This is a genomic window from Streptomyces sp. NPDC047061 (genome assembly GCF_040643955.1).
Lineage (GTDB): Bacteria > Actinomycetota > Actinomycetes > Streptomycetales > Streptomycetaceae > Streptomyces.
Genome location: NZ_JBEYVI010000062.1, coordinates 26,808 through 43,516 on the forward strand (window position 1 = coordinate 26,808; position 16,709 = coordinate 43,516).

Below are 16,709 nucleotides of genomic sequence, written 5' to 3' on the forward strand. Positions count from 1 at the left end.
ACGGTCGGGGCGGGCATGGGTGAGATCGTCAAGGGGCTTGAACAGGCGTTGCTGACCCGTCCCGTGCCCACGCGTGACGCTGCTGTGCGTTTCCTGCTCAAGGCGGAGAAGGGCTCCACGAAGAACGTGGCCGCCCTCCTGGGGATCTCCCAGCGCACGGTACAGAGGTGGACCACCACTCGGCCGGGAATGCGCCGCAACCCCAGTGCTGCGCATGCGGGATTGATCGACGAGGCCGTCAGGGCACGGTGGCAGCCCCGGGTACGGGCCCGTCTGCAGGCCCGGGCCGAAGCCAACGGCTTTGTCCTCCACACCAGGGCCCGGTTCGGATTCGCCGCTCCGGCAGGCTCGTCGGACGACCCGCGCATCCGGCTGATCACCCAGTACCTGTCCGGAGAAGTGGCCCGCGAGCTGTTCGCCGCCCGAGACGCCGGCGCAGGCGAGCAGCAGCAGATGGTGATCCTCGCCCGAGCGCTGCGACATGCCTACTTCCGAGACACGGGCCTGCGCGCCCACGGACTCGGGATCGCCTTCACCGACATCGAGTTCGCCGATTTCTCCATCGCCTGACCGTGCACCCGGTTCCGGGCTCAGGACGAGGGCGGGATCTGGTGCCGTGTCAGCATCGTGTCGTAGCCCTGTGCTTCCTGGCGTTCACGCCAGTCCCACTGGATGCGGCCGACAGAGCCGACGCGCTGACCGGCAGGCGGCTGTGGCGGGCGCAGTCTGGCCGCCTCCGCCACACGCAGCAAGTGGGTGCGGTCGTGCGGGCCGGCCAACAGATGCTGGTCCTGGGCAGGCGCGAGCCGGGCGAAGCAGACGGCGGCCTTCAGGAAGACGCGGGCCCACGGCGGCACGCGGTAGGTGGCGCAGCCGTCGGTGTAGCGGGCGCGGTCATGCAGGGCCACGGTGGCCACGGCATCGTCGAAGTCGCTGGGGCGGGCAGTGGCGAGCTGCTGGAAGGAGGCACCGGTGAAGAGCACGGCGGCGAGAGCGGCGGCCATGCGGGGATGGGCGGTCACAGCCGCCAGGCGCCGGGCGGCTTCCCGGCCTGTCTGCTCGGTGAGGGGTGTCGGTGGCGGGCGGTGCCGGAAGACGATCGGCGGCGGCGTACACGGGCCGGTACAGGCAGCGGGGCTGTCGTAGGAGACCAGGCGCTCCAGCGCGGGCAGGGTGAGCCACCGGCTGGTCGCCTGGGCGGGCACGTCGGCAGGCTGGGCTACGGGAGCGGTCGTGCCGTAGTAGTGGCGGCGGGCGGCCTGGAAGTCGGTAATGAGGGTGTACTCGGCCGTCTGCAGCACCTGCCGCAGGGCGGCCGGCAGGTGCGGGCGGTGGCAGACCAGGGTCAGATGGATGCCGGTGAGAGCGCGCAACTGCAGGAGGCGCATCGCGCGGCGGGCGGTGAGGCGGTGGGCGCGCAGGACGGTCATCCGGTCCACGGGCAGGGCGGTCATCCACGCGGTGGCGGCTTCCCAGGCGGGCTGACGACCGGCGGGGAAACGCCCCGGGAGCAGGGGCGGTTTGCCCAGGGCGGCGAGAAGGTCGTGGGCGAGGCCGGTTTCGCTGGTGGTGCCCGGGCCGGGGTGCAGGGTGATCCGGCCGGACGGCTGGTGGTGGGCTGCCAGGGCGGTGTGCGTGTGGATCGAGTCGTCGCCCGGGTCGATGACCACGGCGACCGGCGGTGGCACGGCGGGCGGCATGGCGGCGTGGTGGTTCAGGCGAGGCGGCTGAAGGCCCAGCGCAGCAGTTCCTGGTCGACGCGGGGGCGGCCGGTGCGGGTCAGGGCGGTGCGGGTGTGGGCGGTCAGCTGGGCCCAGGCGCGGAAGTTGCCGTGTGCGGCGTGCTGGTCGGCGAAGGTGATGTCGTCGGGGTCTGCGTCGGCCCAGATGGGGTGAAACAGGGGGATGGCCTCGAGGACTTCGCTGGGGGTGAGGCGGGTGAAGTGCTGCCAGATGAAGACGCGGGAGGAGAGCATCGGTTCGCGGCGCAGCACGGTGTGGCAGCCCTCCCCGCCGACGAAGATGATCGCGAGCTGGGTTGAGGGTTCGTCCCACAGGTAGCGGAAGTATTCGAACGCCTCCCCGTTGAGCCACTGGGCCTCGTCCACGAGGAAGGTGCGGGGGCGTTCGGCCAGGGCCGTCTTCAGCAGCCGGTCGAACTCGCTTGGGTGGCGCGGCGGTTCCCCGGCCAGGTCGAGCGCGGTGAACAGCTCGTAGCGGACCGCACGGGCAGTGGGACGGGCCCGGAAAGTGATCTTGCGGACGTCCTCGTGCGGCTCGAGTCCCCGCAGGCAGATGTTGACGGCGAGCGTCTTGCCGAAGCCGGCGCCGCCGTGGATGCACATCATGGCGCGGGCGGCGACGGTGTCGGTGATGTTCTCCCGGGCGGTGAGCAGGGCGCGGGTGGTGACCACGGACGCATCGGGCAGGTCGACGTACTGGTAAGTGGCCGCGGTCACGAGGCGTCTCCGTCTTCAGTGGTCTGAGCGGTCGATCCGGGCGGGCGCCCGGGGGCATGTTCGGACGGGGCGGGAGAAGGCCGGCCGGGCATGGCCCGGGTGACGAGGGAGGGCGGTGTGCGCCAGTCGGCCGGGGGCGCGGCGGGCGGGATGAGGTCCGGCATCGCCAGATCCGACAGGTTGGTGCCGGCGGCCTGGGCGCGTTCGGCCTCGGCCTGCGCGGTGGTCAGCGCGCCAAGCCGACGCGGCGCCTCCGGCTGGTTCACGGCGGCGTAGCGCTCGCGCTGGGAAGCCTCCAGGTCCTTCTTCAGGCGGCGAGTGCGGGCGGCCCGCGCTCTTCGTACAGCGCTGACCTGTTCGCCGGTGGCCTGGTCGGCCAGGTCCGCAGGACCCAGGTAGCGGCCGGTGGCCGCGTGGTAGACCTCGATCCGGCGGTCGTGGTGGGGCATGAACCGGACCCGGACCCGGATCCCGGCCTGCCCGGTCATCCACGGCCCCACATAGTCGCGTCTCCTGAAACGGATGCCGCGGGTGGTGAGCGTGCGGGTGCCGGCGTCCTCCAGGGTGAACGTCCACAGATCCGTCGCGGGCACGTCCCGCAGCGGGGTGGGATCGTCCTGCCACGCCTCAAGTGGGGTCTTGCCCCGCAAGGGCGCGGGGCAATGTTCGGTGTTCCACCAGAGCGTCCAGGCCAGCAGCCGGGCGGTGAAGTCCTCGAAGCCGAGCAGCACTTCGTCCTTCGGACGGGAAGCACGCTTACCGGGGCGCGGCTGTCGGGCATAGCCGGGCAGTGCGGCCAGGAACATGCTCTCCACCGCCCGGTTGAGACCCTCCACGGTGCCCTTGAGGTGGGGGGTGTAGGCGGGCAGGTCCTCCACGCCCACGTCCAGGAGATCGAACGCGGCGGTCACCGTCCTGGACAGGAAGTCCTTGCCGCGGTCCACCCGTACCTTCTCGGGCAGGCCACCGAACGGGCCGTAGGGTTCCTCATGCAGGACCGCGGAGCGCAGCGCGGCCAGCACCGACTCCCGCGACGGATCCCCCGGCGTGACCGCGACGCCGGTGATCGCGTTCGTCGCGCAGTCGGTGAACCACGTGATCCACGGCCTGCGGGCCTTGCCATCGACGTCGACCAGCACCGGCGCCTGCATGTGGTCCGTCTCCCACACCTGATTGCGCCAGCCCCGCGGCCGGGCCAGGAACACATCATGCTTGCGCGCCGCCCGCTCCCCACCCGCAAGCCCCGCCCGCTCCCCCGCCGTCAGATCACGACGGATCGCCCGGTGCAGCGTCGTCAACGACGGTGCGTCGCCAGGCGGAGACTGCCGGGCCGCGCGGAGGACCAGCTCGCGATGGACCGCCCGCACGTTCCCCTTCCACAGCGCCAACAGCCCACGGACTTCAGACGTGATCGCGAACCTCGTACCGGCCCGGGACCGTGCGCCAGGGTTGGCGGCCGCGGACTCGTCACGCTCGGCGGCGGCCAGCCAACGCCACACCGTGCGCTCCGACACCCCCAACGCGTCCGCAGCCACGCGGACATGACCGGCCGTCAGCCCTTTCCCCGCCCGCAGAGCGAGCAGCCGCCGCACCGCAGGACCGCGCAGTGCCGTCCTCGACGCCGCAGGCAGTCCGCCGCCTGCGCGGACGGCGCCTTCATCCTCCATGCCAGCTCCCTCGCGCGGTGGGACGTCGTGTGTTCGCCGAGGCCGAGAGCATGCGAGCACCCCGGCCGTTGCAGGAGCGCTCCGTTCACAATGGCGGCGCGACCCGCTTGAACAGCCGCCGTAGCAGGGCCCGGTCGACGGACGTGTCAGCGGTGGTGAGCAGCGCGTTCTGCAGATGCGCAGTCAAAGCGGCCCACGTGCGGAACGTGCCGTGCGCGCACGACTGGTCGATCCACGTCAGCTCCGAGGCCGGGACGGTGCGCCACAGCGGATGGAAGCCGGTCACCACGGTCGCGACTTCCACTCCGGCCAAGCGTGGAACCTCCTGCCACGCGTCGACCCGCGACGCCAGCTGCGGCAGCCGGGACAGCGCCCGCTCGCTGCCCGCCCCGCACAACACCAGCGTGACCCGCGTGCCGGGGTGGTCCCACAGGCTCTGCAAGTACTCCAGGCACGGCACAGGCAGGCGCTGCGCCTCATCGACCACCAGCACCCGCGCCTCGCCCAGAGCACCCACGACCGCGGCATCAGCCCGCGTCGACGTGTGCGGGAAACGGCCCGGCAGCGCCAGAGCGTCGAACACCGCCCGCCGCATGCCGGCCACCGACGAACGCACCGGTACCGGCACCCAGGTCACCTTCCAGCCCGGAAGCACTTCACCGAGCGCCATCCGCACGGCCGCGGTCTTGCCCCGGCCCGCATCGCCGAACACACACACCGCGCCCTGAACCGCCATCGCCTGACCGACCGCCTCGGCCACCGCCCGCACCGACGACGTCCGCACCAGCTTCGCTCCCGCCGGCAACGCCACACCCGCCACCGCGCTACTCTCCCCCGCCGGCAAGCCGCTGGTCGCCTCTGGTCCGAGACGCGGCGGCGTAGACGTCTTCGCCGCGCCGCCCTCCCGCGGTCCGGCCAGTGCGAGGTCTGCCACTGCCTGGCGCGTCTGCTGCTCCTCCTCCCGCTCCCGCCGCAGCACCACGCGGTCCGGCAGGACCCTGCCGGCCCCCACGTCCCGGCGCACCACCCGGTGCAACGAGGCCAGCGAGGGCACCTCGCCCCCGGCCTCCTTCATATGCCGGTGCAGCGCCGCCACGTCCCCGCCCGCCTGGGCCAGTACCCCCCCACGCCTGGTCGGACAACTCCAGCCGGGCCCGGGGCCTGCGCTCCACGCGGCCCTCCGTCCGCGCCGCCTCCAGCCAGCGCCACACCGTGCGCACATTCACCCCTCCGACCTGGGCGCCCGCACGAACATGCGCTGTCGTCAACGCCCCGGCCGCATCGAGCTCCAGCAACCGCGCAACCAGCACCGGCCTGGACACCTTCAACCCCGCCGTGATCTCACCCCACGCACCCGGCTCCCCCACTCCACACCCTTCCGGACGCGCAAAACCGACACCGACCACCGTGCCGCCGCGCAGCCACAGAAGGATCAGAAGTGCCGTTCCCGAGACAGAGGCACAAGGCGGGGTGTACCGCCCCATGACAGCCGCAACGGCACCACGCACCGCCCCATGCCAGTGACTTCTCCATGCTCAACACCAGCCAGCAGCGAAAACACCCTGACCTGACATGCCGTCACTGACACCAACCACCGACACCAAACCGGCACATCGCAGCGAGAACTCAACCGAGTCCGTCAGGTACTTGCCGACCAACCCGTGGCCGTTTCCGATCCCGTTGGGGAACGCGGCGCTTCGCGAATTGAGCAGGATGCGCACTGACGAGCAGGTTCCCGCCGCCAGCACCACCACCCGCCCCGTGACCGAGAACTCGGAGCCGGTCACCCGGTCGTTGTAGGTGACCCCGTCGGCCCGCCCGGTCGCGTCGACGTCGACCCGGGACACCATGGCGTTGCACACGACGGTGAGATTGCCGGTGGCGTGGGCCGGAGGAATGAGGACGGTCGTGCTCTGGAAGTTGGAGCGGCTGGAGCAGCCGCGGGTGCACTGGGTCGAGTACAAGCACGCCGCGCGGCCGTTCAACGGGCGGGTGAGTACGGCCGCCCGGATCGCCGCCGTCTTCATGCCCAGGTGCTCGAACGCCCGGCTGAGGACCATCTCGAAGGCGCGCGGGGGCGGCGGTGGGAGCTGGACGCCGGGCGGGGAGTCGGGGGCGTTCTCGATCCCGTGGGGAAGGCCGGTGACACCGATGAGGCGTTCGGCCTTGTCGTACCACGGCGCCAGGTCGGCGTACTCGATCGGCCAGTCGAAGCCCAGTCCGTCACGGGTCTTCGGCTTGAAGTCGTACGGTCCGAAGCGCAGCGCCACCCGACCCCAGTGGTTGGTGCGACCGCCCAGCATCCGCGGCCGCCACCAGCTGAACTGATTCGACCTATCCGGATTCGGGGGGGTCCGCCTGACTGTAGGGCTCACCGGCGATCTGTGAGCCGCCATCGACGGTGGCGTCGTAGAAACCCTGCGGCTTGTCCGACGTCGAGGCCGCCCGCAGAGGCGCGTCCTGCGGCGTGTTGAACATCGGCGTCTCGGTCCCTGGATCGTAGTCCCGGCCCGCCTCCAGTATCAGGACGCGAGCACCCGCCGCACAGAGCTCGTGCGCCGCCATTCCACCGGCAGCCCCGGAGCCGACGATAATGACGTCGAAATCCTGGATATCGGACAAGAGATCACCTTTCACCGGATATCACTACATAGCGCATGAATATCACTTTCGGTGAGCACATTCCAACTTCAGGCGACGGCCGATCGGCGCTGTGTCACGGAGGTCTGGTAGACCCCGGCTATGACGTTCTTGGCGGTGGTCGAGGGTGATGCGGGCGGATGGCGCGTCGATCAGGATGGTCTGACAGACGCGATCCGTGCCCGGTGGTCCGGGGTCGAGATCGACTCGACGCAGCGAAGTGCGCAGCCTCATACGGCGGTTCGAGACCGAGAACGGCCCAGGTGAGGCGTATCTGCACGAGGACGGTACCTGCCTGTACATGGACGTCTGGGAGGAAGACGCGATCTGGTTGGCGATCGTCTTCCGCAGGCTGGCACCCACGGACCTTGACCTGGTGTTCCGCGATGAGGGTTACACCTTCGACGTTCGCCTGCGGGCCGGGACGACGGAAGCCGAGTTGACGGATCTGGTGAATGCTGCGGGTTGATCTCAGCCCGTGGCAGTGAGCTGGAGGACCAGGACGGCTTCGACGAGGCTCGTGACCCGGGTCGTCGAGCAGCGGAGTTTGCGCAGGAGGCGCCAGGACTTGAGGGTGGCGATGGCCTGCTCGACCAATGCACGGATCTTCGCGTGGGACCGGTTGACCGCCTGCTGGCCGATGGAGAGGCTATCCCATCGGCCGCGGCAAGGGAGACGGACCGTGCCGCCTGCGCCCTGGTAGCCCTTGTCTGCCCAGCAGCTGATGCCGGCCTCGGCAAGTGCCTCGATGATGCCGTGCTCGCGCGCGGCCCGGACGTCGTGGACGGCGCCGGCCAAGGCTGATGAAGCCCACATCAGACGCCCCTTCGGATCGGCTTCGTCGACGCCGCTCGTACGGCTTCGGCGAGGGTGGGGGCGAGGGCGGCGAGGAGGTTGACGGCCTCGGTGATGTATCGGTAGGCGGTGGTGGTGCCGATCCCGAATCCGGCCGCGAGCTGCGCGTTGCGCAGGTGGGCGAGGGTGAGCAGGGCCTGTCGGCCTGCGTTCAGGCGCCGCCATCGGGTTCCGAGAGCGCGGCGGTGTTCTTTCAGGCGGGCGGCGAGGAAGCGCAGGGTCGAGCTGGACACGTGGACGCCGGACGGGTAGACAAGCATGCGAAGCCTCTGGTGGAGACGGTTCTCTTGGTCGAAAACCCATCTACCAGGGGCTTCATCTGTCTGTCAGCCCAACCGCCCGCCTGGCAAGCGAGGTTGGAAAGGGCTCAGTATGTGATCGTTGCCCGTGCTGCCGCCCGGCTCGGGCCAGCCCGTGGGGGCCGCCGTTTCCCGCCAAACGCTCAGCACCAGTCGGCACCCCCTGGCGCTGAGTCTCAAGCCATCCACTACGCAACTCCGATAATCCTTTGGATTAGACATAAAGGGCTACCTCTCGGCATGCTGTTCGGAATTTTTGCAGCACCACGGGGAGAGTTCACTGTCCAATGACTTGCCCAGAGATGACTTCTGAGTTGAGGAGGCGGGAAGAGTTGGCACCCATGCCCGAATCCGTGGTTCCAGTTTCCGGTACTGGCGTACCGCAACTGCTCAATATGTACGAGCAAGCGATGGAGGATTCGGCATCCCTGCCGCCACTCATCTTGGTGCGCTGCCGACCCTCACGATGGCGGCTTCTCAAGCCATTGGCTTGGCTTCCCCGAATGACCTTTGGCACGCGGATGTTCCTCATCCGCCACATTGAGCGGTCACTCCTGACGCTTGAACGCCACTATCACGTTCAAGAGGCACTCGGCAAGCTGTCGCCCGAACATGATCGGGATCGATCCGCTTGTTCGGCCTATCGCAAATCCCTCCCGCCAAGCCGCTTCGCCCTCACGGTCATCGGCTTTGCGGCGTCTGCGGCGATCGTCGCATCGATCATTATCCAGATCACTGGACGCGCCGCCAAAAGCACTGGAAAATCCATTCTTGCCGAAAAAGCGACGGGGGGAAGAAATTTTCTGGATCATCTTTTGCTTAGTTTCCAGGATGATCGCCTTGAGGATAGCTTTCAGGAAATTGACAAGGAATCCGTCAGCTTGATGACTGGTGGTGGCGCGGGAGATCTGCCAAAGGCGGTCGGCGACGCGATCCAGATGGGTGCCGCAGGGCTACTAGTGCTGTTCTTCATCATCTTCGTAACCGGCTATGCGGCCACCCGACCGTTTGTGTCTGCTTTCCGACTCAAGAGGCAGACTCTTAGCCTCGCCGACCAAGACGAACTCAGTCTTCAAAGTACCGCAAGCAGCTGGTTTGTGAACAAATCGGTCGGCATCTATGAGCAGGAACGGAAAGTCTTTAAGGCGCTTGAACGGAAACAGGTCCCGGAGAAGCCCATCGACCTAGTGGTCCTTTCCTTCCCGGCCGCCTGCCTGCTCACGCTAGCGATTCTGCTCGCATGGTTGGTAGCAAAGACCGCTTATGGAAGTCTCAAGGAACCTGGGTCGTGGCAGGAATGGGTGCCAACTGCATTGGCCACTTGCCTTTACGTGCTGTGGCTCGGAGTTCTGGGGGTTTTTCGAGTGATGTGGCTGTCTTCCGTTCTGAAAGATCGCAGAAATGGGGAGAACCGAAATGCCCCCTTCGTCGGTAAAGTGCGCGCCACTGGCCTGTATGTGGAAGCGCGTCCTGCGATTGAGACTGCCGCGTGGCCGGTGGCTGCCGGACTGTTCATTTATTCATGGCTCCTGTATCCACTGCTTGGGGCAATCACATTCCATCGTATTGTGCTGGCCGGAAACCGGTTGTCCGGACGCGGTGGCCATCCCGTGGCGGTGACTCTAGCTTTCGCCTCAGTTGTTGCCACACCGATCGTCGTTTCTCGCCAGCTCTGGCGATTGGCCACGCTAGACGGCCATAACCGCCGCAACAAGATCCTTGCTACCGTTGCCTGCCCCGCATTGTTCGTTCTACCGGTCACCCAGATTGTGAGCCTCAGGTCTCTCGCCGACCCATATTTGGAGTTTTCGCTCGCCTCTTGGTTGTTCCTGTATATCGTTGCCTCTGGTCTGCTGTCCGCCTTGCTTTACGCACTGCTCATTGCGGCGGTGCAACAATGCCAGAACGGCTTGATCCGAAAAATGGCTGCCGAGGTGAAATACGGAGAGTGTGAGGGAGTCAGTTCGCGTGCACACTAAACCAGGTGCGCGGACGAGGACACGACTCGTAACCAGGCGCCGCGATGCATCCATCCCTGCTCTCAAATCGACAACCATCGGTTACGGTCCGGAGTCATTGCGCGCGGAGCCCGGATTTTCGGATTCACTGCACATCCTCAGCCGCCATTGCGCATCGCCTCGCGGATCCTAGAGCTGGCCTTTCGGTTACTCAGCTCCTTCTTGGAGGCGGTGGAGTTCTGCGAACAGGCCGCCGCTCGCCAGTAGTTCCTGATAGTTGCCCGTCTCCGTGACTTGCCCGTCGCGCATGACGATGATCCGGTCGGCGATCCGGGCGTTGGCGAGCCGGTGGGTGATGACCAAAGCCGTGCGTCCGGCGGCGAGTTCACGGAGGCGTCGAAGACCTGCCGCTCGGCGCGGGCGTCGAGCGCGGCGGTGGGTTCGTCGAGGATGTGCACGCCGGCGTCGGCGGGAAGGACCGGGCGAGGGCAATGCGCTGCCACTTCCCGCCGGAAAGATCGTGTCCGCCCCACCAGGACCGGGCGAGGGAAGTACCCAGGCCGTCGGGGAGACGGTCAAGGATCTGGTCGGCGCCGCTGGCTCGGGCTGCGGCATGGACGGCGGCGTCGCCGTCGGGACTGGGTGTGCCGAGGGGGATGTTCTCGCGGGCGGTCATCGGCCAGCGGGTGTACTCCTGCGGGGTCATGGCGACCTGCCGCCAGACGTCAGCAGAGTCGATGTCGGCGAGGCTCACGCCGTCCCACGCGACGTCACCGGAGTCCGGAAGATAGAGGCCGGTCAGGAGATGGATCAGGGTGGTCTTGCCGGAGCCGTTCTCCCCGATCAGAGCCACGGTCTCGCCGCGTTTGAGGTCCAGGTCAACGCCGTCGACGGCGGGCCGGTCGCTGCCTGGGTAGGTGAAGGTGAGGTTGCGGGCGCTGATGACGGCCGGTCCGTCGCCGGGCAGGGGGGGTGGTGCCGCGGTGGGTGCGGTGCCGGGCGGCGTCCTCGAGGAACGTTGCCCAGTAGTCGACGAACAGCGCGGTGCGCAGGACGCGTGCGGCGGTGCGGGTCAGGGTGGTCAGGGCGAACACGGCGGTGCCCGCCGCGGCCGCGGTGAGGCGTCTGGTAGTGACGAGCTCGGCGAGGGCGACGGCGGCGGCTGTCCGGGCCGTGAGGACGGTGATCGCGGCCGGACGGTCGGCGTGCCAGGCCAGGCGGCTGATGCGGGCGAGGACGGCGGGCAGCCGGCGCAGGGCGGGCCGTGTGCCTGCGCTGTCGTCGGTGAGCCGCATCAAGGGCGCGGGCCCGACGGCGGGTTGGGCGGGTGCTGTCACCCGTCTGGTGTAGAGGCGCCAGGGGCTCACCGGCACGCCGGTGTCCCTGCCCGGTGAAGGGCCCGAGCAGAGAAACCGGCCCGGGCGTCAACTTCACTCCACTCGATTCACTCGTTCGGGCGCACTGGCGGGGTGGTGGCGACGGCGGTCCAGGGGCGCCGGGGGTCGTCGGCGTCCCGTCCGGACAGGCCCACTGCACCTTCGGGGGTCCAGACCCAGGCGTGTGCCTCGGCGGGGCAGTGGCGGGCACCGAGCTCCCAGTGCGCGCGGCGGTCGCCCAGGGCGACAGTGACGACCGTGGCCAGGGAGACCTCCATGCACGCGATGCGGGCGGGCCACCAGGCGGGCCGCATCCGCAGAACGGCCGCGTGCGCCGTCGCAGTCTGCTGCCCGGAGGCGACGGGCAGGGTCCGTACCTGGTCCACGAGGGCCATCCGGATCCGCAGGGGCAGTTTCATCAGCCCGAGTGCCAGGAGGAGCCCGATGCCGGCCCGCAGCCGCGGTCCAAGCGGCGGGTCGTCCGAGGCGGCCGGGACGGGGCGGTTGAGGAGCGGCGGCTGCGGCGGGAGGGTGCTGTTGCCCGGTCCGTCGTTGGTGAGCAGTCCGGCGCGGGTGAGGAAGGCGACGGTCTGGGCGGCGAGCGTGCCGATGGGGCCGGTCATGCCCTCGGCGCGCAGCTGGCTGGCGAGTTCGGGGACCGGGTTGTCGAGCGCTGCGGCCCACACGCGTTCGGTGGTGTGGTTCATCCAGTGCCACTGGCCGGTACGGACGGACAGCACGGCCAGGTCGCCGTCGCCGAGGGGGCGCGGTGCACGCCGGGCGGGATGCGCATCACCGTGCACCTCCCACGATGGCCGGGGCGGCGGCGCGGGACAGCCACCACGACGTCGTCAGGAAGTTCTCCAGCGCGGGCAGCGGCTGCCGGCCCGCTCCCGAGACGATGCGAGCGTGGCGTGCACGGGCGCGGGATCGATGAGCCCGGCGGTGGCCAGTGCGCTCGCGTCGATCAGCTCGTGCAGCTGCTGCTGGCGTGCCCGCAGCCCCTGATAGAGCAGCGGTCCGAAGTGGCCCTTCGAGTCACTGATGGGGATCGTTGAAACTCCTCACCCTGGGCTCAGGGACTCCGCAGAGCTGCTCGGGTCATTCCCCAGCTTGCGGTTATCGGGCCGCACGCGGCGCGCCGTGTGTACAGCATGAGTCGGCCAGGCGAGTTGGTCTGGGGGGCGCCCGCCGCGGCGAGGTCATCCAGGTGTTTCGCCGAGCTGGTCGCGTCGGGCGATCAGGTAGGCGTGTTCCGTCTGGTTGTTGGTGAGCGAGGCCGCGGTGTCGAAGGCCTGCCGGGCCTCGCCGGTCCGCCCGAGGCGGGCGAGGAGGTCGCCGCGGATTGCGTGGAACAGGTGGAAGGCTTTGAGGTCCAGGTCGTCCACCAGCCGAAGCGCCGCCGCGGGGCCTTCGATCTCGGCGAGGGCGATCGCACGGTTGAGCGCGACCACCGGACTGGGATCGAGTCGGACGAGCTGGTCGTAGAGCGCGAGAATCTGCGTCCAGTCGGTGACCGGGTCGGTGTGCACGGCGTTGATCGCGGCGAGCAGCTGGTAGCGGCCGGGCTGGTTGCGGCGCAGGCAGGCGCGCACGATCGCCCTGCCCTGGGCGATCAGGTCGGCGTCCCATAGCGAGCGGTCCTGGTCGGCGAGGCGTACGAGGGCGCCGTCGGCGTCGGTGCGGGCGGGGCGGCGTGCCTCGGTCAGCAGCATCAGCGCGAGCAGGCCCGCTGCCTCCGGCTCGTCGGGCATCAGCTCGACCAGCAGGCGGGCCAGACGGATCGCTTCGATGCAGAGTTCGCCGCGGGCGAGCTGTTCGCCGGAGGTGGCGACGTAGCCCTCGTTGAAGATGAGGAAGAGCACCGCGAGCACCGCGCCGAGGCGTTCGGGCAGGTCGGCGTCGTACGGCACCCGGTAGGGGATGTGTGCGTCGCGAATCTTCGCCTTGGCCCGCACCAGCCGCTGCGCCATGGTGGCTTCGGGCACGAGGAAGGCGCGGGCGATCTCGGGTGTGGTGAGGCCGCCGAGCAGGCGCAGGGTGAGCGCGACCTGGGCGGGGCGGGCCAGGGCCGGGTGGCAGCAGGTGAAGACGAGCCGCAGACGGTCGTCCGGCACGGCGCTCTCCTCGACGGGTTCGGCTGCCGGAGCCTGGATGAGGGCAGCCTCGGCGTGTTTGTGCGCGCGGGCGTTCTCGCGGCGCAGGTGGTCGACGGCCCGGTTGCGGGCGGTGGTGATGATCCAGCCGGCCGGCCGGGGTGGGGCGCCGTCGACCGGCCACCTGACGAGTGCGGTCTCGAAGGCGTCGGCGACCGCGTCCTCGGCCAGGGTGATGTCGCCGAGCCCGCGCACGAGTACGGCAACGGCTCTGCCGTACTCGGCGCGGAAGACGGCCGCGATCTCCTGCGGCGTCATGGTGGTGCTCAATACGGTTCGACGTCCTGGAAGGGGCGGACCTCGATCGGCAGCATGGTGGCCGCTGCCGCCTTGCGGCCCCAGGAGAGCGCAGCGTCCAGGTCGGGCGCGGTGATCACCCAGATCCCACCGATGTGCTCCTTGCCCTCGACGTACGGGCCGTCGGTGAGCATGCCGTCGGCGCGCACGACGGTGGCCGTGCTGGGAGGGTGCAGGCCACCGGTGAACACCCACGAGCCGCTCTCGCGCAGTTCCTCGTTCAACCGGTGCAGAGCGGAGATGACCTCGGCCATGGTCTCGGCGTCAGGCAGCGGGCCGTCCGGCTGCTGGATGGCGAGCAGGTACTGGGGCACGGCTCCTCCCTTATCGGCGGGAGTAGCGGGCGATGATCACGCCCTTGGTGGTGGTGACGGAGTCGGTGAGCTCGAACTCGGTCAGCGGCGCGGGGCCCTCGAACAGGCGCGTGCCGCCGCCCAGGGTCAGCGGGTGGATCAGCAGCTGGTAGTGGTCGATCAGCCCGGCGGCGTGCAGGGAGTGGATGAGCGAGGCGCTACCGATGACCGACAGGTCGTTGCCGGGGCCGGCCTTGAGTTCGGCCACTGTCTCGGCCGCCTCCCCGCTGAGCAGGGTCGAGTTCTGCCAGGCGTCGGCGTCCTTCAGGGTCCGGGACACGACGTACTTCGTGGCCGCGTTCATGTGCGTGGTGAACGGGTTGCCGTCGGTCGCACCTGCCCACGCGCCGATGAAGTCTTTCCAGGTGCGGTGACCGAAGAGCATGTCGGTGGGCTTGGCCATGCTCTTGCCCATCTCCATGCCCATGACCTGGTCGTTGTACTTCCCGCCCCAGCCTCCGTGGGTGAATCCGCCGCGGGTGTCCTCGTCCGGGCGGCCAAGGCCCTGGACCACTCCATCGAGGGTGACCGACATCGTCGCCGTGATCGTTCGCATGACCTGCCCCTGTCCTTGGCGGACCACTCTTGTGCGGCCCGGCTCACCCCCTACACGAACGGACCCCGCCGAAATCGACACCATCCATGCCACCAAGTTTCCGGCTAGGTCACCACTGAAGCCGCCATCACTCCCGATCACGGCTTTGACCTGCATCGAAAGCTCGGAAGAGGCTCTGAACAGCAGCGGGCCTTCGTCGACAAATGACCTGTCTTCCCCGGAGGGGACGCCTGGCCCCGTGCCCCCAAACTCCCGCCATCCCGATGCGGCCCACATTTCTGCGAGATCCTGACACCGGTGACAGCACAGCCACCTCGGACACCGGCAAGGTCTCCGCAGCCCGGCGACCGCCAGGCCGGCGGGGCCCACGTCTGCATCTTCGATGCCCATCTTCCCCACACCGTTCAAGCAGCAACAAAGTGGAGCGAAGAGCGACAGTGGCCGATTCCAAGAATCCCCATCATCACAGCCGACCAGCCGGGCGGGCAGGGCGAGCAGGGCGAGCAGCGGCTTGTAGGTGCCGGGGCGGCGGCGTTCGCCCGCGCCGATGCTCAGGCAGGCCCGGACCGTCTCGTTGTCCAGGAACGGGGAGACCTGCCGGACGATGCCGTGCTCGGCGAGCACGGGGGCGCTGTCGCGCAGGACTGACCCGTTGTGGGTCGGCGCGCTCCAGTCGTCCCACTCGCCCGCGTCGACGTCGCCCACCGCGCGCCCGGATTCATCGAGCATCTGGGAGACGGTCTCGCGGCCCTGCTCAGTCAGCCATCCGGCGGCCGGTCCGACGGGGCACCACGTCCAGGCGCCCAGCCCGTCCCCCGACGCCCGCCCCTGCGCGACGGCTTCGGCGGCCCGGGCCCATGGCGTGCGGGCGGCCGCGGGCGGCGTCCTGGACGGCCTTCCACAGCGGGCCCGGGGCTTCGTTGACGCGGCGGGCGAGCGCGGTCACCGCGGCCCGGGCCCGCTTGCGCTGTCCGGCCTGCAGAAGCGCGGTCCAGGCGGCTGTCGAGGACTCGAGCACGACGTCGCCGCCGTGACCGGTCAGGTGCACAGGCGAGATGCCGCGCGCCGGCCGCAGGTAGTCGGCGTCCAGCGCGTACGACGAGACGGGCATCGCGGGCGCCGGCGGGAGGGGGTCCGGCCAGCGCAGGAAGTGGGCTGTTGCCGGTCCTCCGGGGCTGATGTGGTGTTCGACGCCGGCGTACTGAGCGACCCGTACGGCCAGTTCCGTGTCCACGCGGTCAGCGAGGGGGCCGCCGTAGGCGACCGCCAGGACCCGGGTCTCCCCGGCGGCGGCCAGGACGGCGGCGGATGAGTCGAGCCCGCCGGACAGGTCGGCGCTGATCTGCTTGCCCGCCTCACGCGCGTACGCCTGTGCGGCCGCCCGCAGGGCGTTGCCGACCTCCTCGGCGCCGTCCTTCATGGTCCGGCCGTCCGGGCGGGGCCGGACGTCGACCGTGCGGGCGACCCGATGATCGAGGACCAGTGCGTGGCCGCCGTGCACCCGCTCGATGCCCTCCCACACCGAGCGGTGCGGCCAGTGTCCGGCCGCCCGTACGGCGACCTGGGCGGCCAGCAGCCTCAGGTCCGTTCCCCGGCCAAGCTGCGCGGCCAGTCGCGTCGCGTCCGTCGCCCACACCGGCCCGCGCTCAGTGGCCGCCATGTAGACCGCGCGGGTCTCGGCGAGGTCCCCCGCCACCACCGTCCGCCGCGGTCCCGAGTCGGTGACCACCATCCAGTACGAGCCGTCCAACGTGACGATCTCCTCGGTTCGGCCCCGGGCGACCAGGCCCGCGATACGGCCGACCTCGTGGTCGCTGGCGCGGCAGGCCCCGGTGATCAGTGCACTGACCTCCCCGTTGACCACCACCCGCACCCGGCTATCGGAGGGATGCCAGACCCTGCCGGTGCGTTCGGCGGAGCCTCGAACGCTCCCCCGGCGAGCCACCCCGTTGCGTCCATGTCGTCCTTGTCCTTTCAGGTCTCCAGATACGCCGGGGCGGCCACCCCCGGCCTGGACTGGCTCGACGGCCCGTCCCTGCTGGTCGACGGCGAGCGGGCCGCCGACCTGACGTCCAGAGTCCTCAGCCTCGTCGA

At 69.5% G+C, this 16,709-nt stretch carries 17 protein-coding genes and 1 pseudogene; 3 read left to right on the top strand and 15 right to left on the bottom strand.

The window, feature by feature from the left end; all coding sequences use genetic code 11:
- Nucleotides 1–15 precede the first annotated feature (15 nt).
- Nucleotides 16–570, top strand: a complete 555-nt coding sequence (locus tag ABZ887_RS46920; protein ID WP_361305069.1) for an XRE family transcriptional regulator — start codon at nt 16–18, stop codon at nt 568–570.
- A 20-nt stretch (nt 571–590) separates the two neighbouring features.
- Here the strand turns inward: ABZ887_RS46920 and ABZ887_RS46925 are convergent, their stop codons facing one another.
- From ABZ887_RS46925 to ABZ887_RS46950, 6 genes are all read right to left on the bottom strand, one after another.
- A complete protein-coding gene (locus ABZ887_RS46925; RefSeq protein WP_361305070.1) occupies nt 591–1,700 on the bottom strand; it encodes a hypothetical protein in 1,110 nt (369 codons plus the stop codon).
- A 14-nt stretch (nt 1,701–1,714) separates the two neighbouring features.
- Nucleotides 1,715–2,458, bottom strand: coding sequence for an ATP-binding protein (locus tag ABZ887_RS46930; RefSeq protein WP_361305071.1), 744 nt, complete (start codon nt 2,456–2,458; stop codon nt 1,715–1,717).
- Nucleotides 2,455–4,125 (bottom strand): Mu transposase C-terminal domain-containing protein, encoded by a 1,671-nt coding sequence (locus ABZ887_RS46935; protein ID WP_361305072.1) that lies wholly within the window; start codon nt 4,123–4,125, stop codon nt 2,455–2,457. The genes ABZ887_RS46930 and ABZ887_RS46935 overlap by 4 nt, the downstream gene beginning before the upstream one ends.
- A gap of 85 nt (nt 4,126–4,210) precedes the next feature.
- A complete protein-coding gene (locus ABZ887_RS46940; protein ID WP_361305074.1) occupies nt 4,211–5,221 on the bottom strand; it encodes an ATP-binding protein in 1,011 nt (336 codons plus the stop codon).
- Nucleotides 5,222–5,660: 439 nt separating this feature from the next.
- A complete protein-coding gene (locus tag ABZ887_RS46945; protein ID WP_361305076.1) occupies nt 5,661–6,500 on the bottom strand; it encodes a GMC family oxidoreductase N-terminal domain-containing protein in 840 nt (279 codons plus the stop codon).
- Nucleotides 6,460–6,747, bottom strand: coding sequence for an FAD-binding protein (locus ABZ887_RS46950; protein WP_361305078.1), 288 nt, complete (start codon nt 6,745–6,747; stop codon nt 6,460–6,462). Before ABZ887_RS46950 ends, ABZ887_RS46945 begins: the two co-directional genes overlap by 41 nt.
- A gap of 319 nt (nt 6,748–7,066) precedes the next feature.
- On the opposite strand from ABZ887_RS46950, the gene ABZ887_RS46955 reads away from it, so the two are divergent.
- A complete protein-coding gene (locus ABZ887_RS46955; protein ID WP_361305080.1) occupies nt 7,067–7,234 on the top strand; it encodes a hypothetical protein in 168 nt (55 codons plus the stop codon).
- A gap of 2 nt (nt 7,235–7,236) precedes the next feature.
- On the opposite strand, the pseudogene ABZ887_RS46960 reads toward ABZ887_RS46955, so the two are convergent.
- Nucleotides 7,237–7,880 (bottom strand): annotated as a pseudogene (locus ABZ887_RS46960) (transposase family protein).
- A 380-nt stretch (nt 7,881–8,260) separates the two neighbouring features.
- Here ABZ887_RS46960 and ABZ887_RS46965 point away from each other — a divergent pair.
- Nucleotides 8,261–9,898 (top strand): hypothetical protein, encoded by a 1,638-nt coding sequence (locus ABZ887_RS46965; RefSeq protein ID WP_361305082.1) that lies wholly within the window; start codon nt 8,261–8,263, stop codon nt 9,896–9,898.
- A 186-nt stretch (nt 9,899–10,084) separates the two neighbouring features.
- Here the strand turns inward: ABZ887_RS46965 and ABZ887_RS46970 are convergent, their stop codons facing one another.
- From ABZ887_RS46970 to ABZ887_RS47005, 8 genes are all read right to left on the bottom strand, one after another.
- Nucleotides 10,085–10,240 carry a hypothetical protein gene (locus ABZ887_RS46970; RefSeq protein ID WP_361305084.1) on the bottom strand — a complete coding sequence of 52 codons (156 nt, stop codon included), beginning with the start codon at nt 10,238–10,240 and terminating at the stop codon, nt 10,085–10,087.
- Nucleotides 10,241–10,262: 22 nt separating this feature from the next.
- Nucleotides 10,263–10,730, bottom strand: a complete 468-nt coding sequence (locus tag ABZ887_RS46975; protein ID WP_361305086.1) for an ATP-binding cassette domain-containing protein — start codon at nt 10,728–10,730, stop codon at nt 10,263–10,265.
- A gap of 25 nt (nt 10,731–10,755) precedes the next feature.
- On the bottom strand, nt 10,756–11,214 hold the full coding sequence (locus ABZ887_RS46980) for a hypothetical protein (protein ID WP_361305088.1): 459 nt from the start codon (nt 11,212–11,214) through the stop codon (nt 10,756–10,758).
- Between the two features lie 107 nt (nt 11,215–11,321).
- Nucleotides 11,322–12,056, bottom strand: coding sequence for a lasso peptide biosynthesis B2 protein (locus ABZ887_RS46985; protein WP_361305090.1), 735 nt, complete (start codon nt 12,054–12,056; stop codon nt 11,322–11,324).
- Nucleotides 12,057–12,455: 399 nt separating this feature from the next.
- The gene (locus ABZ887_RS46990) at nt 12,456–13,667 is read right to left on the bottom strand and encodes a sigma-70 family RNA polymerase sigma factor (RefSeq protein WP_361305092.1); all 1,212 of its coding nucleotides are present in this window, start codon (nt 13,665–13,667) and stop codon (nt 12,456–12,458) included.
- A gap of 8 nt (nt 13,668–13,675) precedes the next feature.
- Entirely contained in the window at nt 13,676–14,020 is a 345-nt protein-coding gene (locus tag ABZ887_RS46995) for a YciI family protein (RefSeq protein WP_361305094.1), read from the bottom strand.
- Between the two features lie 10 nt (nt 14,021–14,030).
- Nucleotides 14,031–15,344, bottom strand: a complete 1,314-nt coding sequence (locus tag ABZ887_RS47000; protein WP_361305096.1) for a dihydrofolate reductase family protein — start codon at nt 15,342–15,344, stop codon at nt 14,031–14,033.
- Nucleotides 15,345–15,369: 25 nt separating this feature from the next.
- A complete protein-coding gene (locus ABZ887_RS47005) occupies nt 15,370–16,488 on the bottom strand; it encodes an asparagine synthase-related protein (RefSeq protein ID WP_361305098.1) in 1,119 nt (372 codons plus the stop codon).
- Between the last annotated feature and the right edge of the window lie 221 nt (nt 16,489–16,709).